At 56.0% G+C, this 11,882-nt stretch carries 11 protein-coding genes; 4 read left to right on the forward strand and 7 right to left on the reverse strand.

Annotated elements, in window-relative coordinates:
* Positions 1–212: 212 nt before the first annotated feature.
* Positions 213–782 carry a hypothetical protein gene (locus tag GRI39_RS07465; RefSeq protein ID WP_160739053.1) on the forward strand — a complete coding sequence of 190 codons (570 nt, stop codon included), beginning with the start codon at positions 213–215 and terminating at the stop codon, positions 780–782.
* Positions 783–836: 54 nt separating this feature from the next.
* Here GRI39_RS07465 and parC read toward each other — a convergent pair whose 3' ends face one another.
* Positions 837–3,125 carry a DNA topoisomerase IV subunit A gene (gene parC, locus GRI39_RS07470; RefSeq protein ID WP_160739054.1) on the reverse strand — a complete coding sequence of 763 codons (2,289 nt, stop codon included), beginning with the start codon at positions 3,123–3,125 and terminating at the stop codon, positions 837–839.
* A 98-nt stretch (positions 3,126–3,223) separates the two neighbouring features.
* Here parC and GRI39_RS07475 point away from each other — a divergent pair, with 98 nt between their 5' ends.
* Positions 3,224–3,769 carry a type 1 glutamine amidotransferase domain-containing protein gene (locus GRI39_RS07475; RefSeq protein WP_160739055.1) on the forward strand — a complete coding sequence of 182 codons (546 nt, stop codon included), beginning with the start codon at positions 3,224–3,226 and terminating at the stop codon, positions 3,767–3,769.
* Between the two features lie 70 nt (positions 3,770–3,839).
* Here GRI39_RS07475 and GRI39_RS07480 read toward each other — a convergent pair whose 3' ends face one another.
* Genes GRI39_RS07480 through GRI39_RS07490 form a run of 3 tightly spaced genes read right to left on the reverse strand, consistent with a single transcriptional unit; the run spans position 3,840 to position 6,342 of the window.
* On the reverse strand, positions 3,840–4,169 hold the full coding sequence (locus GRI39_RS07480; protein WP_160739265.1) for a 2Fe-2S iron-sulfur cluster-binding protein: 330 nt from the start codon (positions 4,167–4,169) through the stop codon (positions 3,840–3,842).
* 5 nt (positions 4,170–4,174) lie between these two features.
* Positions 4,175–5,260 carry a cysteine desulfurase family protein gene (locus GRI39_RS07485; RefSeq protein ID WP_160739056.1) on the reverse strand — a complete coding sequence of 362 codons (1,086 nt, stop codon included), beginning with the start codon at positions 5,258–5,260 and terminating at the stop codon, positions 4,175–4,177.
* Positions 5,257–6,342, reverse strand: a complete 1,086-nt coding sequence (locus GRI39_RS07490; protein ID WP_160739057.1) for an aminotransferase class V-fold PLP-dependent enzyme — start codon at positions 6,340–6,342, stop codon at positions 5,257–5,259. Before GRI39_RS07490 ends, GRI39_RS07485 begins: the two co-directional genes overlap by 4 nt.
* Positions 6,343–6,469: 127 nt before the next feature.
* Between GRI39_RS07490 and GRI39_RS07495 the strand changes: the two genes are divergently transcribed.
* Complete coding sequence (locus GRI39_RS07495) at positions 6,470–7,126, forward strand: alpha/beta hydrolase (protein WP_160739058.1); 657 nt, start codon at positions 6,470–6,472, stop codon at positions 7,124–7,126.
* A 72-nt stretch (positions 7,127–7,198) separates the two neighbouring features.
* Here the strand turns inward: GRI39_RS07495 and GRI39_RS07500 are convergent, their stop codons facing one another.
* The gene (locus tag GRI39_RS07500; protein WP_160739059.1) at positions 7,199–7,414 is read right to left on the reverse strand and encodes a hypothetical protein; all 216 of its coding nucleotides are present in this window, start codon (positions 7,412–7,414) and stop codon (positions 7,199–7,201) included.
* An 83-nt stretch (positions 7,415–7,497) separates the two neighbouring features.
* On the opposite strand from GRI39_RS07500, the gene GRI39_RS07505 reads away from it, so the two are divergent.
* Positions 7,498–9,330, forward strand: coding sequence for a DUF885 domain-containing protein (locus GRI39_RS07505; RefSeq protein ID WP_160739060.1), 1,833 nt, complete (start codon positions 7,498–7,500; stop codon positions 9,328–9,330).
* Positions 9,331–9,490: 160 nt separating this feature from the next.
* Here the strand turns inward: GRI39_RS07505 and GRI39_RS07510 are convergent, their stop codons facing one another.
* Positions 9,491–9,811: a hypothetical protein gene (locus GRI39_RS07510; RefSeq protein ID WP_160739061.1), complete on the reverse strand. Its 321-nt coding sequence runs from the start codon at positions 9,809–9,811 to the stop codon at positions 9,491–9,493.
* Positions 9,812–9,913: 102 nt separating this feature from the next.
* Positions 9,914–11,509, reverse strand: a complete 1,596-nt coding sequence (locus GRI39_RS07515; protein WP_160739062.1) for a phosphoenolpyruvate carboxykinase — start codon at positions 11,507–11,509, stop codon at positions 9,914–9,916.
* Positions 11,510–11,882: the final 373 nt, after the last annotated feature.

The raw sequence follows: 11,882 nt of genomic DNA on the forward strand, positions 1-11,882 counted from the left end.
CGCCATTTCTGCATAATGAGAATGCACCTCCCAAAATATGTGCATTCTCGTTTCGTGGAAATGGCGGCACGGCTGGTCCGGCTTTTCCAGAACTTCAGGAAACAGCAAGCCTCATTCCGCTTTACCCCTTCCGTGTTCGTTGCATTTCACTGTTCCTCATCAGAGGAAAAGGTAGAAGCAGCACGGATCGTAATAAGAGAAGGAACCGAGGTATGAACATTGCCCGTATGACAGCAACGGCAGCCGCCCTTGCTCTGGCTCCCGCGATGGCACATGCCCAAGAGGCAGCCCCGCAAACACCCGCAGCCCCCACCGCTGGCACGACAGCGCCTGCCCTGACAACAGGCGCAACCGTGTACGGCTCTGACGGCAATCCTATCGGTACGATTGAATCGGCTACTTCCAGCGTTGTGACGCTGGACACTGGGAAAAATCAGATTCCGCTGCCGACACAGATTTTCGCAAATGGCGACAAAGGCCCTACGCTGAACATCACCAAGGCCCAGCTTGAAGCCAAGGTTGCGGAACAGATGGCACAGATCAATGAGCAGCGTGACAAGGCGCTGGTCAAAGGTGCCGCTGTAAAGACAGCAGACCAGCAGCCACTGGGAACAATTGAGAGCGTTGAAAATGACAATGTGGTCGTCCAGCGCCCTCAAGGTCCGGTGACATTGCCAAAGGAATATTTCGCTGTTGATGCACGTGGAACCTTGATGGTTCGTGCCACCGCTGCGCAGATTGAGCAGGCTATTGGTGAGCAGGCAGCATCCAAGACCAATTAAGCCCGATTAAACGGGTTATTTGAAGGGCCGGGTTTATGCCGGCCCTTTTCATATTCAGAAGCGATTATCCTTAGGAAATCCTCTGGGAGGTAAACGGCCAGCCGCGCCACGCGCGACCTTCCACTGCCAGACATCTTCCTCTGTGCGCGTGCGGCCGGTTTCCCCGCCCATCGTCCAGCTCAGGCCATCTTCGAGCTTGAGAGTTGTAACATCGGACAATCCACCGTCCCGATAACGCTGCAAGGTGACACCCTGCCCACGGGTCATCACCGGAAGCTCTTCAAGGCTGAACAGCACGAGCTTGCGATTATCGCCCACCACGGCAACATGATCGTGCTCTGACGCAATTTCATGCACCACGACCAGTTTCACCTTGTCCTTAAGATTTACCACCTGCCGACCTTTGCGGGTTTCAGCGAGCAATTCATCCGTAACCGCAGCAAAGCCCTTGCCCGCAGAGCTTGCCAACAGCAGTTGCGACTTCGGCTTGTGGACAATCATTGCGATGATTTTGGCGTCGGCTTCGATATCCAGCGTATTGCGGAGCGGTTCACCAAAGCCACGTGCACCGGGCAATTTATCGCCACCAAGTGTATAGAAACGGCCATTATCGGTTGCGAGAAGGAGCTTGTCTGTCGTTTGCGCATGGAGCGCAAAAGCAAAGCCATCACCTTCCTTGAATTTGAAATCGCCATCCAGCGGCACATGGCCCTTAGCCGCTTTGATCCAGCCTTTTTCAGACAGGATGACAGTGATCGGCTCTTTCTCGATCATGGCTTCCATGCTGAATTCAACGGCAGAAGAGACCTCTGCAATGGTCGTGCGGCGCCTGCCGATGGCCGTGCCTTCGGCATATTGCTTGCGCATTTCGCGCAAATCCCGCTTTAGGCGTGTACGCTGGCGAGCAGGGCTTTCCAGCAGCTTTTCCAGCTCTTCCCGCTCTTTCAGCAGTTCCGCATGTTCGCGGCGCAGTTCCATTTCTTCAAGCTTGCGTAAAGACCGCAAGCGCATGTTCAAAATGGCTTCTGCCTGACGATCAGTCAGCGCAAATTCGGCCATCATGATCTGCTTGGGCTCATCCTCGGTGCGGATGATTTCGATCACTCTATCAAGGTTGAGGAAGGCGATGATATAGCCTTCGAGCAGTTCAAGCCGTGCGGCAATCTTATCCAGACGGTGCTGTGTGCGACGCTGCAAAATGTCGATCTGTGCGCTCACCCAATGGGTAAGCAATTCCTTCAGCCCCATCACCATCGGCGTGCGCGTTGCGTCGAGCACATTGAGGTTCAGGCTGAAGCGGCTTTCCAGATCGGTGAGCTTATAAAGGCTTTCCTTCAACAGCTCAGGGTCGATGTTGCGGCTGCGTGGCACCAGCACGATGCGGATATGTTCATCGCTTTCATCGCGCACATCTTCGAGAATCGGCAGCTTTTTATCGGCAATGAGCTGCGCGATCTGTTCGATCAGCTTACCCTTTTGCACCATGTACGGAATTTCGGAGATGACGAGCTGATATTGCCCGCCGCCCAGCCGCTCAATCCCGGTCTCCCGATCCGCCTCATTCTCAGCTTCCGCAGCATGAAAACGGCCACGCACATGGAAAGAACCACGGCCCGTTGCATAGGCCTGCGAAATGGATTGCGGGCTATCAACAATCAACCCACCCGTGGCAAAATCCGGCCCTTGGAACAACTCCATCAACCGCTCATGCTCGACCTGTGGATTGTCGATCAATTCCAGCGTGGCATCAATGACTTCAGCCGCATTATGGCTTGGGATGGACGTCGCCATACCTACCGCAATACCGCTCGCCCCATTGGCCAGCAGATTTGGGAACAGACCGGGGAAAATCTCCGGTTCCTGCTCTTCACCATTGTAGGTCGGGATGAAATCGACCGTGCCTTCATCAAGGCCAGCCATCAGATTCATCGAGGTTCTGGTCAGGCGGCACTCGGTATAACGATAGGCCGCAGCATTATCGCCATCGATATTGCCGAAGTTCCCTTGGCCTTCGACCAGCGGATAACGCAGCGTGAAGTCCTGCGCCAAGCGGACCATGGCATCATACACCGCCACATCGCCATGGGGGTGATATTTACCGATGACATCGCCCACAACACGCGCCGACTTCTTGTAAGCGCTGTTATAATCGAGCTTCATCTGGCGCATCGCCCAAAGCAGGCGGCGATGAACAGGTTTCAGCCCGTCCCGCAGATCAGGCAGCGAACGCGCCGTGATCGTGGACAATGCGTAAACAAGGTATCGCTCAGACAGAGCACTATCGAAAGGAGCGTCGACGATCGCGTCGAAAGGGTCCTTTTCGTCATCAACGGTGGTCACCATGCTGTTAGTCCTATCACCGCCACAGCTCGCAGCCCAGAGGGAACATATCGCTTTCCCCATCCGTTGCAGGATCAAATGAAAAACAAGGAGTTATCCTTATGACAAAGCCTATCATGATCCTCGCCACAGACGGTTTTGAACAGTCTGAATTAATGAAACCCAAGGCCAATCTGGAAGAAGCCGGATTCGAAACCGTGATCGTCAGTCTGGAAAGTGGTTCCATCAAGGGATGGGACGACAAGAACTGGGGTGACAGTGTCTCGGTCGACCAAACGGTTGATGAGGTCAGTGCTGCTGATTTTGCCGGCCTGTTGCTACCGGGCGGGCAGATCAACCCCGATATTCTGCGGATGAACGGCAAAGCTGTCAGCCTGGTGCGTGATTTCGCGCAATCGGGCAAACCGGTGGCGGCCATCTGCCATGGCCCGTGGATGCTGGTAGAGGCTGACGTGGTGCGCGGGAAAACGCTCACCAGTTGGCCATCGGTGCGGACCGATCTCAAAAATGCCGGCGCAAGCGTGGTAGACAAGGAAGTCCAGCAGGACGGAAATCTGATCACCAGCCGCAATCCTGATGACATTCCAGCCTTTTCAAAGGCACTGATCGCAGCCTTAAAGGACGCTAAAGTTACTGAACCGGCCTGAACCGGGCTTCAAAGCGACATAAATCAGCCCCGCTCCTCGCGATGCCGAGAGCGGGGTTTTTTACAGCCAGTCAATATCTTTGAGCGTTGCGCGCTTCGGCCGGAACGAACACTTCAATGCCGTCGAGTTCTTCCGTCAGTTCAATCTGGCAGGATAAGCGGCTAAATCTTTGCACACCGGCGGCAAGGTCGAGCATATCCTCTTCCTCTTCACTGGCGGGCTGCAATCTGGCGAACCATTCTTCTGCAAGAATCACATGACAGGTAGAGCAAGCCATCTGCCCTTCGCAGGTTCCCTCGAGCGGCATTCCTGCGGCCTGTCCAACTTCCAACAGCCGATCACCCGGCCGGGCTTCGGCTTCGATTTTACGATCATCGCTGGTAATGAAGAGGACTTTAATGGAACCTATCCTTGCTGCGCCGCAGCATCATTAATCATATTTGCAGCTTGTTCAAGTTCCGTCATCGTCGTGTAACGACCAAATCCCAAACGAATAGATTGCTTTGCTTCGGATTCTTTAAGACTGAGCGCTTGCAGCACATGGCTAGGCCGTCCTGACCCGCTGGCGCAGGCCGATCCGGCTGAAAACGCCACTTGCCGGACATCGCTCATCAATCGCGCCACATCCAGTCCTTCCCGGCGGATGTTGAGATTGCCATGCCAGCGCTGTGTCTCGCTGCCGTTCAACGTCCACCCTGCAAAGAGATCACGCGCCCGGTGCCACAAGGCGTCAATCTGTGCTGCATCCTCCGCCCGCCGCTCAACCGCCAGTTTGGCCGCCATGCCAAAACCTGCACAGAGCGCGGGGCTGAGTGTGCCAGATCGCAACCCTCCTTCCTGCCCGCCACCCGTCTGCACCGCGTGGAGTTCCACGCCATCACGAATCCACAAGGCGCCGATCCCCTTGGGGCCGTGCAATTTATGCGCCGAGACTGCGATCAGGTCAGCTTGCGGCAAATCCATCTTGCCCGCTGCCTGAACAGCATCGCACAAGAACAAGGCTCCAGTCTGGCGCGCCCGCTGCGCAAGCTGTGCACAGGGCTGGATCGTGCCGATCTCATTATTGACCTGCATCACCGCGACGAGCCGCGCCTCATCCGGCAAAGCAACGGATGAATCGACTAGCCCAGTGTGATCCACTGGCAAAACAGCAACCGGGCAACCAAGTGAATGCGCCGTGTCCAAAACCGCTGCATGTTCTATCGCTGAAACAGCAACAGGCCGGTTGTCTCCAGCTTCTGCCGAACCGCGCATCGCCAGATTAATCGCCTCGGTCGCACCGCTGGTGAAAATCACCTGACCGCCTGCCGGGAACAGCGCCGCCACTCTTTCCCGCGCCACTTCCACGGCGGCGTCAGCCTGCCGCCCCATACGGTGCGGACTGTGAGGATTACCAAACCCGCCCCCCTCCGGCCCATCAAGCCAGCGCAGCATCGCTTCACGCGCTTCGGGGGCCAAAGGCGTGGTTGCCTGATAATCGCAATAGATCATATGGGTTTGTCTCGCCCTTCCCGCGCCATGGCAATCCATGCTGCACAGAAATGCTCCACCTCATCACGCGTCGTATTCCAGCCAAAACTGACCCGGATCACATTTTCTGCAATGGCCGGATCAAGCGCCATCGCCTGCAACACATGGCTGCCGCGCAAGCTGCCCGAAGAACACGCGCTTCCCTGACTGATGGCAAACCCCAGCATATCAAAGCGCATCAATTGCGCACTGCCAGAGATGCCCGGCATGGCCAGCGATTCCACAAAGGGCGTGGGTGATGCCACATGATCGGCAAGCCGCGTACCGCCAAGCTCCTTGCAAGCCGGAGCGAGAGTATCACGAATCGGTGCGAGCACATCAGGGTCGCAATAAGGCGTCCCACAGGCTTTCAGCGCTGCGGCCAGAGCCAGAGCCGCGGGCACATTCTCCGTGCCCCGGCGATAACCCCGCTCTTGCCCGCCCATAGGCTCCAGCAAAGCGAAATCCCTCAGCAGCAAGACCCCCACACCAATCGGACCGCCCAATTTATGGCCCGACACGATCACCGCATCTGCCCCATCAGGCAGCGGCATTTTGCCCGCACTTTGCGACGCATCGACAATCAACATGCCGCCGCAGCCATGAACAATCTCAGCCAGCGCAGGAATATGCTGCTGGTTGCCGGTTTCTGAATTGACGCTCTGGATCGCGACAATTGGACGATCCTCACCCGCCAAAGCCGCGCGCAGATCATCCTCAGCTACCGAACCATCCGCCTGCACCGGCACAATCACCGCATCGGGAGCGGACTTCAAAATCGCATCATGTTCTACCGCGCTGACGAATCGTTTGCCGCCCTTGGCCTGTTGCACAGCCAGTGCAGCAGATTCGCTCGCCCCGGCCGTGAAGATCACTTCACCCGTCCAGTTCAGCGCAGCCGCAACATCGCGTCTGGCATCTTCAAGTGCCTGTTTCGCCTTGCGTCCTTCAGCGTGAGGGCTGGAGGGATTGGCCCAGATAGACAGGCCCGCCGCCATGGCTGCGGCGGCTTCGGGGCGCATGGAGGTGGTGGCGGCATGGTCGAGATAGATGCGTTGAGGCACAAATATTTACGCGAGATTGCTCTGGCGAACCTTATGGAATTGCGAAATGGTGCTGAGGTACTATATAGCCAGCAATTCGTGGTGCGCCACCTGCGCGCCTTACCACCTCCTTTTCGAGAGACGACCCATGCCATCCGTCATCTTTCCCGGCCCCGAAGGCCGTCTGGAAGGCCGGTTCAAACCCGCCTCCCGCCCTCGCGCTCCTGTCGCGATGATTCTCCACCCGCATTCGCAGGGTGGCGGCACAATGAACGATCGTATCGTGCAACGTCTGTACAAGACATTTGCCGATCGCGGTTTTGCGACATTGCGCTTCAATTTCCGTGGTGTTGGCCGCAGCCAGGGCAGCTTTGATAACGGCGTTGGGGAATTGTCCGATGCCGCTTCTGCGCTTGACTGGGTGCAGTCCATCCACCCCGAAGCGCAGACCACCTGGATTGCCGGCGTCAGCTTTGGCGCGCTGATCGGTATGCAATTGCTGATGCGCCGCCCGGAAATTCGCGGCTTCATCTCGGTGGCCCCTCCGGCCAATATGTATGACTTCTCTTTCCTTGCACCATGCCCGGCTTCCGGCATCATGATTCAGGGTCTGGCCGATACGGTTGTTCAGCCTGCCGCCGTGCAGAAGCTGGTCGATAAATTGCGCACGCAGAAGCACATCACGATCCATCATGACGAGATCCCCCGCGCGAACCACTTCTTCGAAAATGAACTTGAAGAACTGATGAGCTCAGTCGATAATTATCTCGACTTCCGCATGTCGCCGGATTGCCCGATTAAATAATCAATCGCATCAGCGGAATTACTGCATGTTGACCTTAAGGGGGCGGCGTTTTTGAAAGCGCCGCCCCCTTTCTCATTCCAGAAGCGGATCTGGCTGGGCGGTCTGTTCCAGCGGGCTGACGCCATCGGTATCGGGCAAGGTCCAAATGGCCACATTCACGATCATCACCAAGGCCAGAACAAGCATTAGCCATACTGTCTTGGGAGCGCTTTTCCGGCGCCATAAAATCAACGCCCCGGCGATCAGAACCACGGCGCAAAGGACCATAAGAGACAGCGCTAAATCCATGGTTCTAACCCTTCATACCCGTTTCATTCTGCGATTTTGAACCGCTATTTGACAGTTTATCGTCAATCTCGCAAACATCGCGCATGACCTTCACTATACCAAATCTGACCCGCCGCCAGACCCTCGCCGGGCTTGGCGCCACACTGACCGTGTCTACGCTCCCTGCGTGTGCGACAAAGGCTGTTGCAGAAGGGGAGCCAGCCGCCGCTCTCCTCGATGGTCTCGCGTGGGATCTGATACAGCATATGCCCGGCACAGCCACATCGCTGGGGGTAGACACGGGCGCACATGCGGCCTTGCGTGGGGAATTGGCCGATCCATCACCAGCCGGGCAAGCCGCCCTTGCCGCAACCTTGCGGGAAGGCCTCGCCCGCGTAAATACAGTCGATACGTCAAAACTCGATGCCAAAACGCGCACCAGCCTTGAAGTGGTGCAAAGCGCTTACTCCACTGCCTTGGACGGGCTTGCCCTGCCCTATGGCGATGTGGCTGTCGGCGGCTGGCGCAACACGCCCTATGTCGTGATCCAGAATGTGGGTGCCTATATCGACCTGCCGCGCTTTATGGATGCCGATCATCCGGTGCGCAATAAAGCCGATGCCCAAGCCTATATCTCCCGGTTGAGCCAGATTCCCGATGTTCTCTCTGGTGAGCTGGAACGTATTCGCTCCGCACGCGAAATGGGCCTAGTGCCGCCCGCCTTCCTGCTTGATAAAGCTATCACGCAGATGGAAGCGACTTTGGCGGATACCCGCGACGGCGGCAGCATGGTCACCTCGCTGGTCAGACGGACAAGCGATATTCCCGGTGACTGGGACACTCCGGCCCGCCGTCTGGTTACCGGCCCGATTACCGAAGGACTGGCCGCGCAGCTTAACGAACTCAAGCAACAGCGCGCCATTGCCAAGGATGATGCGGGCATGTGGGCGCAGCCTGATGGCGATGAATATTATGCCTGGGCGCTGCGGGCCAGTACCACAACCGACAAGTCGGCGGATGAAATTCACCAGACCGGGCTGGAACAGTTAGAGGAAATCCATTCGGAAATGGACCCGATCCTGCGCGATCTGGGATATACGACCGGAAGTGTGGGGGACCGGATGACCCAGCTGGGCACTGATCCGCGCTTTCAGTTCAAGGAAGGCGACCCGGGCCGTGCTGAAATCATGGAGTTCATCCATGAGCGGATTGACTGGATCAAGGCGCAAATGCCGCGTGCTTTCAATACTTTAGTCGATCCTAACCTCGAAGTGCGCCGCATTCCTCCAGCCGAGGAACTGGGTGCCCCAACCGCCTATGGCGGGGCGGGTTCTAAGGACGGCAAGATTCCGGGCCGGATGTGGATCAATCTGCGCACACCTGATTTGCATCGCCGCTATACACTGCCCACTCTGGTCCATCATGAAGCGATTCCGGGGCATATCTGGCAAGGTGAATATGCCAATCAACTGCCGCTGATCCGCTCAATTCTGGCGTTTAATGCCTATTCTGAAGGCTGGGCGCTCTATGCTGAGAAGCTGGCGGATGAGCTTGGGGCCTATACGAATAACCCAGCTTGGCGGTTGGGATATTTGCAGGACCAGTCTTTCCGGGCCTGCCGTCTGGTGGTGGATACGGGCATTCATGCCAAGCGCTGGACACGCCAGCAAGGCATTGATTTCTTTGTCAAACGCAATGGCGATTCCCCTGAAGAAATCGTCTCCGAGGTGGAGCGCTATTGCAGTTGGCCGGGTCAGGCTTGCGGCTATAAGGTGGGGCAGAACGAAATTCTGCGTCAACGCCAATTGGCCAGGGATACGATGAAATCATCCTACGATATCAAGGGCTTCAACGATGCTGTGGTCAAGGGCGGCAATGTCCCGCTCGACGTTCTGGCCAAGAATGTGGGCCGTTATATCAAAGGCGAAGCGGCCTGAGGCTTGCTCATGATAGGTGACACAAGGCAGTCTAGCGTAACCTAACAGGGCCTGAAGCGGCTCAAAAGAGCACCTAAAACGCAAAACCCCGCGCCAAGCCCGATCCAGTGGCTTTGCGCGGGGTTTTGTTGGGAGCTGCGCTTGCGCAACTGCGTGGAGATTACTTCTTGCCGAAGAAACCCTTCGCCATATCCATTACATCGTTGAGCGGATTTCCATCGCCATCCTTATCGAGGATATTGGCAAATTCAGTGAGCGAACCTTCGCCCCCGATCTGTTCCACAATCTGCTGAATGATGGTGGTGGAAAGGCCGGTTGCACCCGCAGCACTTTCAACCGTGTCACCGGGCTGCTGATGCGCCTTAGCCAGTGCGGCAATCGCCTTTTCTGCCATTTCCGGACTAATGCCCAGCTTCTCAGCCATATTTGCCACAGTAGGGTGAGTGCCTGAACTTCCCATCAGACTGTCAAAAATGCTCATGCTTGGGTTTCCTTTTTTAAGGTCTACCTAAACAATACCGCCAGACTTCACCTGTTCCCACCCCCCGGATTGTTTCAGGCAAAGTCTGGCAGAGCTGTTCATTCAGGCGCCTTGTGGAGCAGCCTGCCTGACGCTTTCATCGACATGGGCTTCGAATTCGGAGAAATTGTCCACGAAAAGCTGAACCAGCTTCTGCGCGGTCACGTCAAATTCTTCCTTATCTTCCCAGGTTGAGCGCGGATCGAGGATGGCATCATCCACACCCGGCACCGATACTGGAACTTCAAAGCCGAAATTCGGGTCCTTGCGGAAGGTCGCATCATTGAGCGAACCATCCAGCGCGGCATTCAGCAAAGCGCGGGTCGCCTTGATCGGCATACGGCTGCCAACACCATATTTGCCGCCGGTCCAGCCGGTGTTGACCAGCCAGCAGGACACACCGCCCTTGGCGATCCGTTCCTTGAGCAAATTGCCGTAAACACTTGGATGGCGCGGCATGAAAGGTGCACCAAAGCAGGTGGAGAAGGTCGCTTCCGGTTCGGTCACGCCGATTTCCGTGCCAGCCACCTTGGCCGTGTAGCCGGAGAGGAAGTGATACATTGCCTGATCGGGCGTGAGGCGGGCAATCGGAGGCAAAATGCCAAATGCATCAGCCGTCAGCATGATGACATTGGATGGCACAGGGCCAAGATTTTCTTCCGAAGCATTGGGAATGAAATCGATCGGATAGGCGCCACGGCTGTTTTCCGCCAGCGAGTTGTCGTCAAAGTCGAGCGTGCGGGTTTCTTCATCCATCACCACATTTTCAAGCACCGTGCCGAAACGTTTGGTGGTGGCGTAGATTTCCGGTTCTGCTTCTGCCGAAAGCTTGATCATCTTGGCATAGCAGCCGCCTTCAAAGTTGAAGACTGCCGTATCCGACCAACCATGTTCATCGTCACCGATGAGGGTGCGGCTGGCATCAGCGGAAAGCGTGGTCTTGCCCGTACCGGACAGGCCAAAGAACACTGCCGTCTTGCCATCAGCGCCAATATTGGCGGAGCAATGCATGGGCATCACACCCTTTACCGGCAGCAGATAGTTGAGAATGCCAAAGACGCTCTTCTTCATTTCGCCGGCATATTTGGTGCCGCCAATCAGGATGAGCTTTTCTTCCAGATTGACTGCGACCACTGTGCCGCTGCGCGTGCCGTGGCGTTCCGGGTCTGCCTGAAAGCTGGGCAGATCAATGATTGTGTATTCAGGATCGAATGATGCCAGCTCTTCTTTCGTAGGCCGGACCAGCAGCGTCCGAATGAAGAGGTTATGCCATGCAAGTTCGTTGATCACGCGCACATTGACGCGATGTTCAGGCTGTGAACCACCAAACAGATCCGAGACATAAAGCGTATCTCTCTTCGCCAGTTCGGCAAAGAAGTCTTCCTTGAGGGCCGCAAAATGTTCCGGCGTCATCGGGACATTCACCTTACCCCACCACACCGTATCTTCGGTTTCGGCATTCCGGACGATGAACTTATCCTTGGCCGAACGGCCCGTGTGCTTGCCGGTTTCAACAACCAGCGGGCCATCTTTCGCCAACCGGCCTTCACCGTTGCGAATGGCATTTTCTACAAGGGCGGATGTTCCAAGATTCGCGAGAATCTTAGCCTCGGTAGTAATACCCTGATCGGAAAGGGGTTTGGATAGGGAAGCGGTCACTGCTGTCTCCGTCTGGTCCAGAAATAGGCGTAAAAAAAGGCGTTCTAAGGAATATCCCTTGCCGATTGCGCATAGTATGCGCGACACGATCCGTCAATTTTGCATAATAGCACATATTTTATGCTTACTTAATCGATTGAATTAGATAATTCTATTTATAGACTGAGCAGACAAATACTGTGACAGCGCCAGCCAATGGACGGCCAGAGCCAATGATTATGCGTAGCATCATCCAAAAGAGATAAATTATGATGCGCAAACTATGGCATTTGTATCCATTTAGCCTCAGGCAGCTGTTGGAATACGCCATCCTCGTGGAGGATATTCACGTGCAGAGTGGAGAATGATCGGCTATCTCACGCCCCATGCCACT

This window comes from Altericroceibacterium indicum (assembly GCF_009828105.1).
GTDB lineage: Bacteria > Pseudomonadota > Alphaproteobacteria > Sphingomonadales > Sphingomonadaceae > Altericroceibacterium > Altericroceibacterium indicum.